General features: G+C 70.2%; 16 protein-coding genes and 2 pseudogenes. 4 read left to right on the forward strand and 14 right to left on the reverse strand.

Translation table 11 applies throughout. The features are described 5' to 3' along the window. Positions 1 to 116 precede the first annotated feature (116 nt). The 5 genes from ACWD6R_RS31665 to ACWD6R_RS31685 form a co-directional block, all read right to left on the reverse strand. Positions 117 to 941, reverse strand: coding sequence for an ATP-binding cassette domain-containing protein (locus ACWD6R_RS31665; RefSeq protein ID WP_451821844.1), 825 nt, complete (start codon positions 939 to 941; stop codon positions 117 to 119). Next, positions 938 to 1990, reverse strand: a complete 1053-nt coding sequence (locus tag ACWD6R_RS31670) for an ABC transporter permease (protein ID WP_451821845.1) — start codon at positions 1988 to 1990, stop codon at positions 938 to 940. Before ACWD6R_RS31670 ends, ACWD6R_RS31665 begins: the two co-directional genes overlap by 4 nt. Beyond that, positions 1987 to 3000: a sugar ABC transporter substrate-binding protein gene (locus ACWD6R_RS31675; RefSeq protein ID WP_451821846.1), complete on the reverse strand. Its 1014-nt coding sequence runs from the start codon at positions 2998 to 3000 to the stop codon at positions 1987 to 1989. The genes ACWD6R_RS31670 and ACWD6R_RS31675 overlap by 4 nt, the downstream gene beginning before the upstream one ends. A 164-nt stretch (positions 3001 to 3164) precedes the next feature. Further along, positions 3165 to 4181, reverse strand: coding sequence for a sugar ABC transporter substrate-binding protein (locus tag ACWD6R_RS31680; RefSeq protein ID WP_451821847.1), 1017 nt, complete (start codon positions 4179 to 4181; stop codon positions 3165 to 3167). 92 nt (positions 4182 to 4273) lie between these two features. After that, on the reverse strand, positions 4274 to 5032 hold the full coding sequence (locus ACWD6R_RS31685; protein WP_451821848.1) for a GntR family transcriptional regulator: 759 nt from the start codon (positions 5030 to 5032) through the stop codon (positions 4274 to 4276). A 220-nt stretch (positions 5033 to 5252) separates the two neighbouring features. Between ACWD6R_RS31685 and ACWD6R_RS31690 the strand changes: the two genes are divergently transcribed. Continuing rightward, positions 5253 to 6260, forward strand: a complete 1008-nt coding sequence (locus tag ACWD6R_RS31690; protein WP_451821849.1) for a Gfo/Idh/MocA family protein — start codon at positions 5253 to 5255, stop codon at positions 6258 to 6260. A 142-nt stretch (positions 6261 to 6402) separates the two neighbouring features. Here ACWD6R_RS31690 and ACWD6R_RS31695 read toward each other — a convergent pair whose 3' ends face one another. From ACWD6R_RS31695 to ACWD6R_RS31715, 5 genes and pseudogenes are all read right to left on the reverse strand, one after another. Further along, on the reverse strand, positions 6403 to 6822 hold the full coding sequence (locus ACWD6R_RS31695) for a PaaI family thioesterase (protein WP_451821850.1): 420 nt from the start codon (positions 6820 to 6822) through the stop codon (positions 6403 to 6405). Then, positions 6809 to 8017 (reverse strand): cytochrome P450 family protein, encoded by a 1209-nt coding sequence (locus ACWD6R_RS31700; RefSeq protein ID WP_451821851.1) that lies wholly within the window; start codon positions 8015 to 8017, stop codon positions 6809 to 6811. Before ACWD6R_RS31700 ends, ACWD6R_RS31695 begins: the two co-directional genes overlap by 14 nt. A 51-nt stretch (positions 8018 to 8068) precedes the next feature. Then, positions 8069 to 8206: pseudogene (locus ACWD6R_RS31705) on the reverse strand (DNA-binding response regulator); the annotation flags it as partial. A gap of 13 nt (positions 8207 to 8219) precedes the next feature. Then, positions 8220 to 8588 (reverse strand): annotated as a pseudogene (locus tag ACWD6R_RS31710) (sensor histidine kinase); the annotation flags it as partial. Positions 8589 to 8612: 24 nt separating this feature from the next. Further along, positions 8613 to 9530, reverse strand: coding sequence for a DMT family transporter (locus ACWD6R_RS31715; protein WP_451821852.1), 918 nt, complete (start codon positions 9528 to 9530; stop codon positions 8613 to 8615). A 315-nt stretch (positions 9531 to 9845) separates the two neighbouring features. Here ACWD6R_RS31715 and ACWD6R_RS31720 point away from each other — a divergent pair, with 315 nt between their 5' ends. Then, complete coding sequence (locus ACWD6R_RS31720; RefSeq protein WP_451821853.1) at positions 9846 to 10586, forward strand: SDR family NAD(P)-dependent oxidoreductase; 741 nt, start codon at positions 9846 to 9848, stop codon at positions 10584 to 10586. 162 nt (positions 10587 to 10748) lie between these two features. On the opposite strand, the gene ACWD6R_RS31725 is transcribed toward ACWD6R_RS31720, so the two are convergent. Then, on the reverse strand, positions 10749 to 11417 hold the full coding sequence (locus tag ACWD6R_RS31725) for an RNA-guided endonuclease InsQ/TnpB family protein (RefSeq protein WP_451821858.1): 669 nt from the start codon (positions 11415 to 11417) through the stop codon (positions 10749 to 10751). On the opposite strand from ACWD6R_RS31725, the gene tnpA reads away from it, so the two are divergent. Beyond that, entirely contained in the window at positions 11398 to 11799 is a 402-nt protein-coding gene (gene tnpA / locus ACWD6R_RS31730) for an IS200/IS605 family transposase (RefSeq protein WP_451821859.1), read from the forward strand. The genes ACWD6R_RS31725 and tnpA overlap by 20 nt on opposite strands. 135 nt (positions 11800 to 11934) lie before the next feature. On the opposite strand, the gene ACWD6R_RS31735 is transcribed toward tnpA, so the two are convergent. From ACWD6R_RS31735 to allB, 3 genes are all read right to left on the reverse strand, one after another. After that, a complete protein-coding gene (locus ACWD6R_RS31735) occupies positions 11935 to 12264 on the reverse strand; it encodes a putative quinol monooxygenase (RefSeq protein ID WP_451821854.1) in 330 nt (109 codons plus the stop codon). 155 nt (positions 12265 to 12419) lie between these two features. Then, positions 12420 to 13535: an allantoicase gene (gene alc / locus ACWD6R_RS31740; RefSeq protein ID WP_451821855.1), complete on the reverse strand. Its 1116-nt coding sequence runs from the start codon at positions 13533 to 13535 to the stop codon at positions 12420 to 12422. Between the two features lie 2 nt (positions 13536 to 13537). Next, entirely contained in the window at positions 13538 to 14881 is a 1344-nt protein-coding gene (gene allB / locus ACWD6R_RS31745) for an allantoinase AllB (RefSeq protein ID WP_451821856.1), read from the reverse strand. A gap of 352 nt (positions 14882 to 15233) precedes the next feature. On the opposite strand from allB, the gene ACWD6R_RS31750 reads away from it, so the two are divergent. Further along, positions 15234 to 16034 (forward strand): IclR family transcriptional regulator, encoded by an 801-nt coding sequence (locus ACWD6R_RS31750; protein WP_451821857.1) that lies wholly within the window; start codon positions 15234 to 15236, stop codon positions 16032 to 16034. The last annotated feature ends 136 nt before the right edge of the window (positions 16035 to 16170 follow it).

Consider the following 16170-nt stretch of genomic DNA (forward strand, 5'->3'; position numbering starts at 1 on the left):
GCCACTGCCGGGGCGCCGGGGCGGGCGGACGGGGTCCGTGGCGCCCCGGTGGCGCCCCGCCCCAGGGGGTGTCCGGCGGATCAGGGTCGACCCCGGCCATGATCCGCCGGACACCCCTAAGGACTGTCGTCGGTGTCCGGGCGCCCCGGTGACGTGGCCCGCTGCAGCTCGTGGCTGAGCTCCTCGAGCTCGCTGCCGCCCGCCATCTGGCGGGTCAGCTCGTCCAGCGTGATGCCGTCCTTGGCGTGGCTGCCGGACATGGCACCCCGCTTGAGCAGCACGAACCGGTCACCGACCAGATACGCATGGTGCGGATTGTGCGTGATGAGAACCACGCCGAGTCCGGCGTCCCGGGCGGCCGCGACGTACTTGAGCACGACCCCGGACTGCTTGACGCCGAGCGCCGCGGTGGGCTCGTCCAGAACGAGCACCTTGGCACCGAAGTAGACGGCGCGCGCGATGGCGACGCACTGGCGCTCGCCGCCGGACAGGGTGCCGATCGGCTGGTCGACGTCGCGCAGGTCGATGCCCATGCGCAGCAGCTCGGAGCGGGTGGTCTCGCGCATCTTCCGGACGTCGAGCGTCTTGAACGGGCCGACACCCGTCGTCGGCTCGGAGCCGAGGAAGAAGTTCCGCCAGACGGGCATCAGCGGGACGACGGCCAGGTCCTGGTAGACCGTGGCGATGCCCCGGTCGAGGGCGTCGCGCGGATTGGCGAGCGTGGTCTCCTCACCGTCGATGAGGAGCGTGCCGGCGTCGTGCCGGTGCAACCCCGCGATGATCTTGATGAGGGTGGACTTGCCCGCGCCGTTGTCGCCCAGTACGCAGGAGATCTCGCCCGCGTGGACCACCAGCGAGACGTCCTGGAGCGCCTTGATGCTGCCGTAGAACTTGCTGACGTGGTCCAGCTCGATCAGCGCCGGGGGGGCCGGGGTCGTCATTTCGTCGCCTCCGCGCGCTTGCGTACCCATGCGTTGAGCAGGGTGGCCAGGAGCAGCATGGCTCCGAGGAAGAACTTGAACCAGTCCGGGTTCCACTCCGCGTACACGATGCCCTTGCTGGTCATGCCGAAGATGAACGCGCCGACCGCCGAGCCGATGGCGGAGCCGTAACCTCCGGTGATCAGGCAGCCGCCGATGACGGCCGCGATGATGTACGTCAGCTCGTTGCCGACGCCCTCACCGGACTGCACCACGTCGTACGAGAACAGCAGATGCTGCCCGGAGACCCAGGCGGCGAAGGCGACCCCGAGGTACAGCCCGACCTTGGTTCGGATCACCGGGACGCCCACCGCGCGGGCCGCGTCGGCCTCGCCGCCGACGGCGAAGATCCAGTTCCCGAAGCGGGTACGGAGCAGGATCCCGGTGGCGATCGCCACGAGCACCGCCCACCACAGGATGGTCACCTTGAACTCGACCCCGCCGACGGTCCACTCCGAGGCGAAGACCTTGCGGGCCGAGTCGAAGCCCTCCATGTCGCCGATGGACTTTGTCGACACGGTGCCGCTGATCAGCTTGGTGAAGCCGAGGTTGAGACCGGTCAGCATCAGGAACGTGCCGAGCGTGATGATGAAGCTCGGCAGTTTGGTACGGGTCAGCATGAGCCCGTTGAACGCGCCGATGGCCAGGGTCACCAGCAGCGACACGAAGACGCCGACCCAGACGTTGGCCGTCATCTGGTAGCTGAACATCGACGAGACCAGCGCGGAGCTGGTGACCAGTACACCGGCAGAGAGGTCGAACTCGCCGCCGATCATCAACAGGGCAACCGGCGCCGCCATGATCCCGATGGTGGACGCCGCGTACAGCACCGTGCCGAGGCTGGACGCGCGCAGGAAGCTGTCGGCGACGATCGAGAAGAAGAGGAAGACAGCCGCGGCGCCGACGACCGATCCGAGTTCGGGGCGGCCCAGGAGCCTGCGCAGCGGTGAGGTGCGCAGCAGCCGCTCGTCGGCTCCGGACGGGGCGGGTGGTTGCTCCGTCGTGGTCATCGGGTCCCCCGCTTCGTGTACTCCGCCAGCTGGGCGGCGTCCTTCGAGGTGATGATCTGCGGGCCGGTGAGGACGGGGCGGCCGCCGCCGAGCACATTGCGGTTGTAGCGGTAGAGCCAGAGCAGGTCGACGGCCTCGTAGCCCTGGAGGTAAGGCTGCTGGTCCACGGCGAAGCCCAGGGTCTTGTCCTGGAGTGCGGTGGCGACTTTGGCGTTCAGGTCGAAGTTGTCGATCTCGGCCTTGGAGCCCGCGGTCCGCTTCGCCTTCACAGCGGCGTCGGCGAACGGCGCACCGAGGGTGACGACCGCATCGATGCTCTTGTCGGCCTGGAGCTTCGCCTCGATGGACGCCTGGACGTCGGGCATGTTGGTGCCCTCGACGTACAGGTTCTGCATCTGCCCGTCGAAGGTCTTCTTCGCCCCGGCGCACCGCTGCTCGTGCCCGACGTTGCCCTGCTCGTGCAGGATGCACAGGGCCTTCTTGCGGCCGCGCGCGTTGAGCTCGTCGCCGACGGCCTCGCCCGCGACGGACTCGTCCTGGCCGATGTGGGTGAGCGCGCCGAACGCCTTGGACTCCGCGGAGCCCGAGTTCACCGTGATCACCGGGATCCCGGCCCGCGTCGCCTTGGCGACGACGTCCTTCAACGCGTCGGGCTTGGCGAGCGTGACGATCAGCCCGTCGACCTTCTGGTCGATGGCGGCCTGGACGAGCTGGGCCTGCTGCTGCGCCTCGTCGTTGTGCGAGTACAGGAACTTGATGTTGTCCTTGACGGCCGCCTGCTTCGCACCGCTCTGGACGATGTCCCAGAAGGTGTCGCCATCGCCCGAGTGCGTGACCATGGCGAAGGTCCAGCGGGGTGTGTTCACCGCGGACCGGCCTTCGGCGGCGGCACGGGCCGCGCGCTCCTCCGCCCGCTTGCCACCGGTGCTGCTGCATCCCACGAGGGAGGCCCCGAGCACCGCCGCCAGCACGGCGCCCATCGCACGTACCCCTGTCCGAACCCTTGCCACGACGTGGTGCCCTTCTTGTGCTGCTCGCTGTGCTGCTTGGTGCCGGCCGGTGGTGTTCCCGCCCGGTCCGGCTGGCCAAGTATCCCCGAGCCCGGCTCCGCGCCGCCCGGCAGGGGCAGGGCGCATGTGTCGGCACGGAGTGGGCACGGCGGTCCGCACGCGGGTCACCGGGTACCGCGCGCGGTGTATTTCTCCAGCTGCGGCACGTCGGCGGCGGTGACGATCGCCGGGCCGGTGAGCACGGGCTTCCCGCCGCCGATGACGTTTCCGTTTGTCTTGTCGAGCCACAGTTCGTCGACGGCGAGATAGCCCTGGAGGTAGGGCTGCTGGTCGACGGCGAAGCCGACCTCGGAGGCCTTCAGCCGTTTGACGACCTCGGCGTTGAGATCGAACGTGTCGACCTCGGCCTTGGAGCCGGAGCCCTCCTTGGCCTTGACGGAGGCGGCGGCGAACGGCGCGCCGAGGGTGACGATCGCGTCGATGCCGTGGTCGGCCTGGAGCTTCGCCTCGATGGAGGAGGTGGAGGCGGGCATGTTGGTGCCTTCGATACCGAGGTTCTCGACGCTCCCCCTGAAGGTCTTCTTCACCCCGGCGCAGCGCTCCTCCAGAGACACATTGCCCTGTTCGTGGATGACGCAGACGGCCTTCTTGCGGCCCCGCTTGTTGAGCTCCTCCCCGACGGCCTCGCCGGCGACCTTCTCGTCCTGCCCGATATGGCCGATCGCGCCGACGCCCTTCGAGAACTGCGCGCCCGAGTTGATGGTGACGACGGGGATACCGGCCTTCACGGCCTTGGTGACGACGTCCGCCACGGCTTGCGGCTTGGCCAGGGTGACGACGATCCCGTCGACCTTCTGGTCGATGGCGGCCTGGACGAGCTGGGCCTGCTCCTTGCCCTCCTTGTTCGCGGAGTACAGGAACTCGACGTTGTCCTTGGCCGCAGCCTGCTTCGCACCGCTCTGGACGATGTCCCAGAAGGTGTCGCCCTCCCCCGAGTGCGTGATCATCGCGATCTTCATCCGGGGTGTGGAGACGCCCTTGGCTCCTTGCCCGCTGCCGCTGCCGGACCTGTCCTCGGAGCTCTTGCCGCCGGAGCTGCTGCATCCGGCGACGACGGCGGTGACGGCGAGGCTGATGGTGCAGATGGCGATCAGGGGTGCTGCCTTGCGAGGAGTACGCATGCTGGGTCCGCCTTCTCTCCCGGCCGCCCGAGTGCGGCTTCGGGAGTTGTAGCGAGGAGCGGGGACCCCGTCAACGGGCCGATATACGGGCGTCAGCGGACAAGTAGCTGGAAATCGAAGGCGTAGCGCGACGCCCGGTAGATGTGCGAGCCGAATTCGACCGCCCGCCCGGTGTCGTCGTACGTGGTGCGTTCCATGGTCAGCAGCGGCGCACCCTCGGGCTCGGCGAGCTGTGCCGCCTCCTCGGCCGTGGCGAGGCGGGCGCCGACGGTCTGGCGGGCGCTGTGCAGGGTGACTCCGGCGGCCCGCAGCATCCGGTAGAGGCCGGTGGCCTCCAGTCGTTCGGTGGACAGGTCGACGAGGCCGGCCGGCAGGTGGTTGCGGAGCAGGGCCATCGGTTCGCCGTGCGCGGACCGCAGCCGTTCGACGAGGTGGACCTCGGTGCCTTCCGGGACGCCGAGGGCAGCGGCGGTCGCGGCGGGGGCGGGCTCGACCGTGTTGCGCAGGACGCGGGTGGTGGGGCGCTGCCCGGCCGCCTCCAGGTCGTCGTACAGGCTGCTCAGTTCGAGCGGACGCCGGACCTGGCTGTGGACGACCTGGGTGCCCACCCCGCGGCGACGGACCATCAGCCCCTTGTCGACGAGCGACTGGATGGCCTGGCGGACGGTGGGGCGGGACAGGCCGAGCCGGGCCGCGAGCTCGATCTCGTTGCCGAGGAGGCTGCCGGGGGCGAGCAGGCCCTTCTCGATGGCCGCCTCCAGCTGCTGGGACAGCTGGTAGTAGAGCGGGACCGGGCTGCTGCGGTCCACGCCGAGTTCGAGGGCGGCAGGGTCGGCGGTGGGTTTGGACACGGCAGGAGCGTAGCTGTCACGTCCGGAGCATCGGTAGTCAGGTCGTCCTGTTGTCCGGACAATCTGGGTGCCCTCGCCTCATCGCGTCGCTCCGCCCGTGAAACCGATGTGACGCCGGAGCCGTACGGGGTGTGGGTGCTGCGGCTCGAGGCATCGGACACACCCCAATTTGTCAGGACATATAGTTGACAGGGCAGCTGGTGGGCGGCACGTTGGGTCCATGCGTATCGGACTCATCGGCACCGGCCGGATCGGTTCCTTCCATGCGGGCGCGCTGGCCCGCCACCCCGAGGTGGACACCCTGGTGGTGACGGACACCGACGGGGCGCGGGCGGCCGGGATCGCGGACCGCATCGGCCACGCGACAGCCGTCGGGTCCGTGGCCGAGGTGCTGGGCGCAGGGGTGGATGCCGTCGTGATCGCGTCGGCCACCTCGGCACATGCGGAGCTGATCGGACTGGCCGCACGGGCGGGCCTGCCGGCGTTCTGCGAGAAGCCCATCGCACTGGATCTGGCGGGGACGCTGGGCGCCCTGCATGAGGTCGAGCGGGCCGGGAGCGTGCTCCAACTGGGCTTCATGCGCCGCTTCGACGCCGGGTACGGTGCGGCGCGCACCGCCGTGCGGAGCGGGGCGCTGGGCAGGCTCCACACCGTACGGGCCATGACGTCCGATCCTGCGCCGCCGCCCGCCGCGTATCTGCCGCACTCCGGAGGCCTGTTCCGGGACTGCCTGGTCCATGACTTCGACATCCTGCGGTGGGTGACGGGCCGTGAGGTGGTGGAGGTGTACGCCACCGGTTCGGATGCCGGTCCCGCGATGTTCCGGGCGGCGGGCGATGTCGACACGGCGGCGGCGCTGCTGACCCTCGACGACTCCACACTGGCGACGGCGACCGCGACCCGGTGCAACGGCGCCGGGTACGACGTACGGATGGAGCTGGCGGGCGAGCTCGACCAGGTCGCGGTCGGTCTGGACGACCGTACGCCGCTGACGTCGGTGGAACCCCAGGGCCCCGCCGCCCCGGCCAAGCCGTGGCCGGGGTTCCTGGAGCGGTTCGCCGCGGCGTACGAGGCGGAACTCGACGCGTTCGTACAGGTGGTGCGCGGCGAGGCGGCCAACCCGTGCGACGGCCGGGAGGCTCTGCACGCGCTGCGGATCGCGGAGGCGTGCGAGCTGTCCCGGCGCGAGCACCGGCCGGTGGCGGTGGCCGAGATCCGCACCGACTGACGGTGCGGGCCCCGCTACGAGGCGACCGGCAGCCGCTCGCGGCCCCGTATCAGCATGCCCGTGCGGTCACCGGGCGCGGCGAGATCGACGACATCCGCGGCCTCGGTCGCCTCGGTCGCTCGACTGATCCAGGAGGGTCCCTTCAGTGCGTCTCGGCGGAGAGCACGGTTCCCTGGGCGACCGCGCACAGGGCTTCCGCACCGTCGTCCGCCGCGGCGAACAGATCGCAGCGGACCACCGCCTGGCGACGGCCGGTGTGCACGACGGTGGCGCGGGCGATCAGGGTGCGACCGGTCGCCGGACGCATGTACTGGATCGAGAAGCCACCGGTCAGTACGGCCGGCCCGAGGGTCGTTCCGGCGGCGAAGGTGATCGAGTTGTCGGCGGCGTACGACAGCACGCCGCCGTGCACAAAGCCGTTCTGCTGCTGGAGTTCCTGCCGGATGTCCACTTCGAGGGTGGCGGCGCCGTCCCCGAAGGCGGTGATCCGTGCCCCGACGAGCCCGCTGAACGGCTGGCTGTCGAGGACCTTCTGCGCCATCTGCATGTCAAGTCCATTCATGACACGCCTTCTTACCCCACCAGCGCACCGGCAGGTGCCGGACCCCTCGGATCAGCATCCCGGGCAGCCAGTCCAGCTCCGCACCGGCCGGGTCGAGTGCGAGATCCGGGCACCGCTCCAGCAGCGTACGGATCGCGATCCGGCCCTCCATCCGGGCCAGCGGCGCCCCCATGCAGAAGTGCATGCCGTGGCCGAAGGCCAGGTGGCCCTGGGCGTCGCGGCGGATGTCGAAGTGGTCCGGGTCCGGGTAGCGAGCGGGGTCGCGGTCGCCACCGGCCAGGGCGACCAGGACCGCCTCGCCCGCCGGAATGGTCCGGTTGCCGATCTCGACCGGCTCCCGGGCGAAGCGGAAGGTGGCGGTCTCCACCGGTCCGTCGTACCGCAGCATCTCCTCGACCGCGCCGTCGATCAGACCGAGGTCCGCGCGGAGTGCGGCGAGTTGTCCGGGGTGGGCAAGCAGGGCCCGTACCCCGTTGGAGATCAGATTGACGGTGGTCTCATGTCCGGCAACGAGCAGCAGAAAGGCCATGCCGACGAGTTCGTCGGGCAATAGTCCGTCACCCTCCTCGTCCCGCACCCTGATCAGCGCGCTCATCAGGTCGTCGCCGGGCGCGCACCGCTTGTCCTCGATGAGCTCCACGAGATAGGCCCCCATCGCGCGGACCGCTTCGCCTCCGGTGTCCGAGGACGTCGGGGCGACGATGCCGTTCGACAGCAGGCGGAACCGGTCGCGGTCCAGGTCCGGCACGCCGATCAGCTCGCAGATGACGGTCATCGGCAGCGGGAAGGCGAGCGCGTCGACGAGGTCGCCGCGCCCGGCGGGCACCATCGCGTCGAGCAATTCGTCGGTGATCTGCTGGACCCGTGGCCGCAGCGACTCGATCCTGCGGGCGGTGAACTCGCGGGCGACGAGCTTGCGCAGCCGGGTGTGGTGCGGCGCGTCCATCTCCAGCATGTTGGCGTTGATCGGATCGCCGTCACCGGACCAGAGGTCCGAGGTCCGCCAGTCCTTGCTGAGCCGCTGGTCGGCGAGGGCCGCGCGGCCCTCCTCATACCCGACGATCAGCCAGATCCGCTCGGCGTCATCGGTGCGGATGGTGTGCACCGGTCCCTCGGAGCGCAGCTTCGCGTACGTCGGATAGGGATTCGCGGTGAAGTCATGGACCCCGCGAAGATCGATGTCGACTGCGGACACGGTTCAGCCCCTCCCGGCCGGTTCGGTTCGATCGCCTCGGATCGAACCGTCTCAGCGTACGTGGCCCGCGCCGTCGTCCTCCTCGTCGAGCAGCCCCGCATCGTGCACCAACAGCGCGATCTGGACACGGTTGTTGAAGTCGAACTTCGCAAGAATGTGTGACACATGTGCTTTCACCGTGGGAACGGTTCGACGGGCGCCGACCGTCGCCCGGACGCCCGGTGACGGTGACCTCGGCTCCGGGGGCGTGTTTGCGGGCGTTGGTCAGGCCCTCCTGCGCGATGCGGCGGGCGCGGCGGCCAGGTCGGCGATGCGGTTGTCGAGGGTGATCTTCATGCCGGCGAGACGGGACTCGGCGATCAGCGCGTCGAGGGGTGGCGAGGGTGGGCTGCGGCCGGTTGCCCTCCCCGTTGTCGCCGGGGCTGCGGAGGACGCCGATGATCTCGCGGAGGTCCTGGAGCGCCTCGTGCGCGCTGTCCCGGATCACGCCGGCGGCCCGGCCGACCTCGGCGGGGGGCGCGTCGGGGCGGAATTCGAGGGCGCCCGCGTGGACGCTGAGCACTCCCTGTCGTGGGGGAGGCCGTAACCGCCCGGCTCAGGGAGCGGAGGCGGCGCGACGCCCCCAGCCCGTCCCGGCGAGGACGAGCACCGCGCCCACCACGCCCAGGACGCCGAGCCGTTCTCCTCCGATGACGATGCCCGCGGCGGCGGCCCACAGCGGTTCCGTACCGAGCAGCAGGCTGACCCGGGACGGCGAGGTGCGGCGCACCGACCACATCTGCACGAAGAACGCGAAGAGCGTGCAGAAGACGGAGAGGAAGAGCAGCCCGCCCCACTCCCGGACACCGAACTCCAAGGCCACCGCCCACGGCGACGCCCCGGTACCGGGCACGGCGGCGAGCAGGGCGAAGACGGCGACCGCGCTGCCGAGCTGCACGGTGGTGAGCGACAGCGAGTCGGCGTCCTGGACGGACTTGATGCGGGCCATCAGCAGCACGTGGAGGGTACGGGCGAGTGCGGCCACCAGCATCAGCAGATCGCCCACCGACGGGCTGGTGAAACCGCCGCCCTGGGTCAGCAGCACCACACCGGCGACGGACAGCGCGGCGGCGGCGAGGAAGGCCCTGGGCGGCCGGACCCGGGTCACCGCGGCCTCGGCGAGCGGTGTGAAGATCATGGTGAGGCTGATGATGAGGCCGGCGTTGGTCGCCGAGGTGCGCACGACGCCGTACGTCTCCACGAGGAAGATCCCGCTGAGGACCAGCCCCAGCAGCCCCGCGCCGCGCCACTGCGCCGCGCTGAGCGCCCGCAGCCTGCGCCACCCCGTGGCGGCCAGCACGGGCAGCACGATGACGAATCGCAGGACGAGGACCGCGATGACGGTCTGCGTGGTCGTGATGCCCTTGGCGGCGAGATAGCTGGCGCCCCAGACGACCGCGACGAGCAGCACGGGCAGATCGGTGAGCCAGGCCCGGCGCGGTGGTGCGAGGGTGGGCAGGGCGATCGAGGACACCTGGTTTCTCCTGGCACTCGTGGTTCTCGTGATGCTCCACAGCGGGAACCATGGGGAGACCGCACCGGCTCACCCGCGGAACGATCACGGTACCGGGAGGTCCGCGGCACCGGGAACACCTGTCTCACCGCTCGGGCGCGGCCGGCGCTCCTGCACGGCCATCTCTTCCGGCCCCGCTTTCGCCCGGAACTCATCGAGTCCACCCGGCGGAGGCCGTGCGCCGCGTAGGCGTCCGTTTCCCGCCGGTCACCGCGCGGCGAACGGACTTTCCTTGTCCCTGTCGAAACAGCAGCCCCGACCGGCAAGGAATCCACCATGACCAGCACCGACACCAGGACCGCACTCGTCACCGGCGGCAGCCGCGGCATCGGCGCCGCGACCGCGCTGCGGCTCGCCCAGGACGGCGCCGATGTGGCACTGACGTATGTACAGGACGAGGACGGCGCCCGTGAGGTCGTCCAAAAGATCGAGGCGTACGGCCGCCGGGCGCTCGCCCTGCGCGCCGACTCGGCCGACCCCGAGGCGGTCCCGGCGGCCGTGCACGAGGTCGCGGACACGTTCGGCCGGCTCGACATTCTCGTCAACAACGCGGGCATCGGCGTCCTCGGCTCCATCGGCTCACTCACCCCGGCCGATGTGGACCGGGTGCTGGCCGTCAATGTCCGGGCGGTGTTCCTCGCCTGCCGGGCGGCGGCCGCCCGGATGGAGCGCGGCGGTCGCATCATCTCCGTCGGAACGGCCCTGAGCAGGCGCGCGGGCGGTCCGGGCGGCACGCTCTACGCCATGAGCAAGTCGGCGCTCGCCGGTCTCACCAAGCCGCTCGCCCATGAGCTCGGCCCGCGCTCCATCACGGTGAACCTGGTCCAGCCCGGCCCGATCGACACGGACCTCAACCCGGCCGACGGCCCGTACGCCGCCGGACAGCGCGCCGGCACCGCCTTGGACCGCTTCGGTACGACGGCTGAAGTGGCCTCCCTGATCTCCTACTTGGCCGGTGACGAAGCGGCGTACATCACCGGTACGGAGGTGGTGGTGGACGGCGGCCACGCGGCCTGATCCGTACTCCGCCCCGAAGTCTGCCGGTCCGCGGCGGCGGTACGGCAGAGATCCGGATGTCCACGAGGAGTTGTCAACTACTCGGCCGTAAACGACCGAGCTTGCTGACTCGGTTCGATACGACTTTGTTTATGCTCCCGACTGCCCCCTACGACAGGGCGGTCACGGGTCACATCTACCGCTCCCGGCTCGGGCCGGGAGCGGATCGGGCATGTTGACGAATACCCACGCCGAGCGTGCGCGGTTGCGCACGTTGACCCCGGCGACGTGGTCGGCCGGCCCAGCGAGGCCGCACCGACGACAAGAGAAATGATCACGCGAAGGGCGGTTGTTCTTCGCGGTGTGACCGCAGCGCGGGCAGCGCTGCGAGGTGTAGGCCGGGTCCACCTCGATGAACGGCACTCCGGCCCGGCGGGCCTTGTATGCGAGGAATGCACCGAGTTGGTGGAACGGCCAGGAGGACAGACGGGCCCGCTGGTCGCGAGGAACCGTGACCCGCTCGCGGATACCCCTCAGTTCTTCGAGGGCGATTCCGCGTTCGGTGCGTTGCGCGACGGCAACCGTCTGCTTGGAGATCTCGTGGTTGATGTGGGTGGCGTGCCTCGCCTCGCGGCGGGCACGCTTTTTGAGGAGCTGCTTGGACGAGCGGGTGCGCCTGGCCTGGATCTCGGCCTTCTTGCGGGCCTGCCACCTGCGGTAGCGGCCGAGTCTGCGGCCGGAGTGGTTGTCTGCGTCCGAGGTGGTGGCGAGGTTGACGATGCCCCGGTCCACCCCGATGAAGTCCTTCGGTTCGAAAACCTCGGGCTCGGGGATGTCGATGGTGGCGACCAGGAACCACTACACCCTCCACGCGCATCTGGTCTTTACCCCCAAGTACCGGCGTCACGTCTTCACCGGTGAGATCCTGACCCGCTGCGAGGAGGTGATGCGGGAGGTCTGCGCGAAGGCCAATGCAGAGCTGCGCGAGTTCAACGGCGAGACCGATCACGTCCACCTGCTGGTGCACTACCCGCCCCAGGTCAAGCTCTCCGCCCTCGTCGGCTCGCTCAAGGGCGTCTCCGCCCACTACCTGCGCAAGGAGTTCCCCGACCACATCCGCAAGTACCTGTGGGGCGACCACTTCTGGTCCCCCTCCTACTTCGCCGCCTCCTGCGGTGGTGCTCCACTGGCGGTGGTCAAGGAATACATCGAGAACCAGAAGCGGCCCGACTGAGCGCGGCCCTCGCCGTGGGAGCATTCCGGAGCGATGCGGCGGCGCTCCGCGCCGCCCGGCTCAGGATGCATTCCTCCCGAGCCCAAAGGGCCGGGGTTCCTTGCAAAAGCACGCTGAACCGTCAGGACTCACGGACTACTGACGGCTGGGCTTGAGCTCCGCCATCCGGGACCAACCGTCGCCCGGAACCTCGACATTGATGATCTCCGGGGTCACCGCGACGAGGTCCGCCATCCGGTCCATCGCCGCCGCGAAGTGCTCGGACTTCACATGCGCCTCTCCGGCCTCGGGGGACGCGAAGGCCTCCAGGAGCACGAACTGGTCCGGGTTCTCGACGCTGTACGACCACTCGAAGAACACGTTGCCCGGCTCCTGGCGGGTGGCGAGGGTGAAGGGCTCGACGGCGGGCAGCCAGTTGTCGCGCTCTTCGGTGTGGACGGTGAACTTGACGGCGATGAAGATCATGACAACTCCTGCTCGGGATGTGCGACGCACCCAGGGTCCCATAAGCCCTGGATGCGGACGCATCGGGCGCACCCGAGGGGGTGGTGGGAGCCGCCGCGCCCGAAGGAGTGACAGGCGCCGCCACCCGCGAGGGGCGGCAGGGCCGCCCGTCCTCGTCAGCCGCCCAGTTCCTGGTGGCGGGCGGCCAGTCGTGCGGCCCCCTCCTCCGTCAGCGAGCCGAACAGCCGCAGCCGTGAGATACCGCCGTCCGGGAAGATGTCGATCCGGACGTGCGTGGCGCGCACGGGCTCCGGGAGGACGAAGCGGTGGTTCGTGTCGGGCTGCAGCCGGGTCCGCGGCAGGACTTCCGCCCAGTCGCCGCTCTTCCCGTCCCGCACCGAAAGGCTCGCCCAGCCCGCCGAGTTGCCCTTGAGGCAGGCGGTGTCGATCTCGACGGCCCGGATCTCCGCCTGCGCGGCGAGCCGGTAGCGGATCCAGTCGTTCCCCTTGTCGCGGCGGCGTCGGGTCTCCCAGCCGTCGTCCATCTTGCGGGAGCGACCGGGCTGGATGGTGTTGGTGGCCGGGGAGTAGAAGCGGTCGGAGGCGTCCTCGACCTGGCCGCCGTTCTCCAGCGCGGCAAGGTCGAAGGTGGCGAGGGCGGCCAGCCAGGCGGGGTCGGGGGCGACCTCTCCGTAGACCCGGAGGCGGGCGATCCCGCCGTCGGGGTGCTGGTTGACCCGCAGATGGGTGACGCGTCGGCCGGCGTCGACCGCAAAGCCGTTGGCCGCGTGGCCGCCGACGGCCGTACGGGGTATGAGGGTTGTCCACTTCACGTCCGGTGCGAGGAGTTCCTCGGGGGACGGGGAGCCGGGCACGGAGGCCGCTTCGACGGAGACGGCCTGCGGGTGGTTGCCGCGGAAGTGGGCGGTGTCGACGACGATGCCGCGTACGACGCCGGGCGCGCCGAGCCGTACCAGCGCCCAGTCGTGGTCCCCGTCCGAGGGGTGCGGCTGCGCGGCGCTGACGCCGCGGCGGCGGCGGGTCTCCCAGCCGTCCATGATCTTGCCCTTGTGCCCGAAGTGCTCCGGGTCGAACTCCGCGGGCCCCGGCTTCAGCAGGTTCTCGCGCTCGGCGAAGAACTCGTCGTTGGCTGCGATCACACCCGCGCCGATCCGCCGGTCGGCGAGATCGACGAGATGGGTGAAGGGGAAGTCGGCGGTGCGGTAGTCGGCGTACGGGTCGCCGCCTCCGTACGGGTCGGCGTCACCGGTGAAGTGCGCTGTGGCCGTCATGGTCAGTGGTTCCTTTCGAGGAGGCGGCCGGTGGGCTCGGTGAGGACGCCGTCGGCTGCGATCCGCTGCCCGCGCAGCCAGGTCGACTTCACGACACCGTGCAGGGTCTTGCCGGCGTAGGCGGTGACCTGGTTGCGGTGGAAGAGCTCGGCGGAATCGACGGTGAAGGTGTCGTCGGGGGCGAGGACCGCGAAGTCGGCGTCGCGCCCGGCCTCGATGGCGCCCTTGCGGGCCAGTCCGGCCAGCTCGGCGGGGGCGGCGGACATCCAGCGGACCACGTCGTCGAGCGAGTGGCCGCGCCGGCGCGCCTCGGTCCAGATGGCGGGCAGTCCGAGCTGGAGGGAGGAGATGCCACCCCAGGCGGAGGCGAAGTCCGGCGTCTTGAGGTCCGCGGTGCAGGGCGAGTGGTCGGAGACGATGCAGTCGATCGTGCCGTCGGCGAGCCCGGCCCAGAGCGCATCCTGGTTGGCGGCTTCCCGGATCGGTGGGCAGCACTTGAACTCCGTCGCCCCGTCCGGGACTTCCTCTGCGGTGAGGGTGAGGAAGTGCGGGCAGGACTCGACGGTGACGCGTACGCCCTCCCGCTTGGCGGCAGCGATCAGCGGCAGCGCGTCGCTGGACGACAGGTGCAGGACGTGGATGCGCGCGTTCAGCCGCCTGGCGTGCGCGATGAGGCTCTCGATGGCGGTGTTCTCGGCGTCGCGCGGCCGGGAGGCGAGAAAGTCGGCGTAGGCGGGTCCGCTGCGCTGCGGCGCGGCCGCCAGGTGGTGCGGGTCCTCGGCGTGCACGATCAGCAGCCCGTCGAAGCCGGCGATCTCGGCCAGGGAGCGGGCCAGCTGTTCCCGGTCGAGCTCCGGGAACTCCTCGACCCCGGAGGGCGACAGGAAGCACTTGAAGCCGAAGACCCCGGCCTCGTGCAGCGGCCGCAGATCCTTCACGTTGGACGGGATCGCGCCGCCCCAGAAGCCGGTGTCGATGTGCGCCTTGGCGGCTGCCACCTGCTGCTTGGTACGCAGATGGCCGACGGTGGTGGTCGGCGGGAGGGAGTTGAGGGGCATGTCGAGCAGGGTGGTGATCCCACCGGCCGCGGCGGCGCGGGTGGCGGTCCAGAAGCCTTCCCACTCGGTGCGGCCGGGGTCGTTCACGTGGACATGGGTGTCGACGAGGCCGGGCAGCAGGACGTCGTCGCCGAAGTCCTGGAGCCGGGCACCGGCCGGCACCTCGGTGTCGTACGGCAGGACGGCGTCGATCGTGCCGTCGGCGACGGCCACCGCCGCGGGGCGCGTCCCCTCGGGGGTGACGACGCGCGTCGAGCGCAGTATCAGGTTCACGTCCGCACCGGACACCCGTGCTCCTCGCTTCCGCATGGTCGGGGGCTCACGGCCACCGAAGAAATTCAACGAACTGTTGAAGGAGTCTTCACTCGGGATTCCAGCCCGTCAAGACCCCACCTTCCTCGCCGGACAGCAAGCGGACCACTCGCACATCCGACTGGAGATTTCCACAAAGTAGAAGACTGATTTCGAAGGGCGGAACGTAGCATGGACCAGGTGCGGCATCGCGGAACGGTCCGGCTGAGCCCGGACACCTGGACAAACAGGCCCTGACCGGCCAGGACGCCGCACCGGGAGCAGTGGGCCGATCGGGAACCTCCCGGTAGGCTGCTGCCTTGCCCTCCGCCTCGAAAGGACCGTTGACGTGCCGCCGTCCCACGCCAGCACATCCGACTCCAAACCCGCCGGTTCCAGCGGCGGTGTGCAGTCACTTGAGCGCGCCTTCGATCTGCTGGAACGGATGGCCGACGCCGGGGGCGAGGTCGGGCTCAGCGAACTCTCCGCGAGCAGCGGACTTCCGTTGCCCACCATTCACCGGCTGATGCGCACGCTGGTCGTCTGCGGCTACGTACGCCAGCAGTCCAACCGGCGCTATGCCCTCGGCCCGCGCCTGATCCGGCTCGGCGAGTCCGCGTCGCGGCTGCTCGGGACCTGGGCCCGCCCGTATCTCGCGCGGCTCGTCGAGGAGACCGGCGAGACCGCGAACATGGCGCTGCTCGACGGCGACGAGATCGTGTACGTCGCCCAGGTGCCGTCGAAGCACTCGATGCGGATGTTCACCGAGGTCGGCCGCCGGGTGCTCCCGCACTCCACCGGGGTGGGCAAGGCGCTGCTCGCGCACACTCCGCCGGAGGAGGTACGGGCGCTGCTGGCCCGCACCGGAATGCCGGCCGCCACCGAGAAGACGATCACCACCCCGGACGGTTTCCTGGACGCGCTCGACCAGGTCCGCCGGGCGGGCTATGCGGTCGACGACAACGAGCAGGAGATAGGGGTCCGCTGCCTGGCGGTCTCCGTACCCAACTCCCCCACCTCGGCCGCGATCTCGATCTCGGGCCCGGCGGGACGGGTGACGGAGGCGGCGACGGAACGGATCGTGCCGATCCTGCAGCAGGTCGCGAAGGAGCTGTCCGACGCGCTGGCCAGCAACGGTCCGACCGGCTGAGAGGCTGTCGGGGGACCTCGGACCGGAAAGCGGACGCGGTCTGGTGCGTGCGATTCCAAGGCGGAGGAGGGAGGCGACGCGGAGCGAATGGGGTCTCCCCCGCTCGAGCGAAGCCGAGAGCTTGGGGAAGACCGAC

Source organism: Streptomyces sp. NPDC005151 (assembly GCF_053599875.1).

Bases quoted from the DNA above. Each gene is read 5' to 3' on its own strand.
- ACWD6R_RS31665 (WP_451821844.1), bottom strand. From the start codon at position 941: ATGACGACCCCGGCCCCCCCGGCGCTGATCGAGCTGGACCACGTCAGC.
- ACWD6R_RS31670 (WP_451821845.1), bottom strand. From the start codon at position 1,990: ATGACCACGACGGAGCAACCACCCGCCCCGTCCGGAGCCGACGAGCGG.
- ACWD6R_RS31680 (WP_451821847.1), bottom strand. From the start codon at position 4,181: ATGCGTACTCCTCGCAAGGCAGCACCCCTGATCGCCATCTGCACCATC.
- ACWD6R_RS31690 (WP_451821849.1), top strand. From the start codon at position 5,253: ATGCGTATCGGACTCATCGGCACCGGCCGGATCGGTTCCTTCCATGCG.
- ACWD6R_RS31695 (WP_451821850.1), bottom strand. From the start codon at position 6,822: ATGAATGGACTTGACATGCAGATGGCGCAGAAGGTCCTCGACAGCCAG.
- ACWD6R_RS31720 (WP_451821853.1), top strand. From the start codon at position 9,846: ATGACCAGCACCGACACCAGGACCGCACTCGTCACCGGCGGCAGCCGC.
- tnpA (WP_451821859.1), top strand. From the start codon at position 11,398: ATGTCGATGGTGGCGACCAGGAACCACTACACCCTCCACGCGCATCTG.
- ACWD6R_RS31735 (WP_451821854.1), bottom strand. From the start codon at position 12,264: ATGATCTTCATCGCCGTCAAGTTCACCGTCCACACCGAAGAGCGCGAC.
- alc (WP_451821855.1), bottom strand. From the start codon at position 13,535: ATGACGGCCACAGCGCACTTCACCGGTGACGCCGACCCGTACGGAGGC.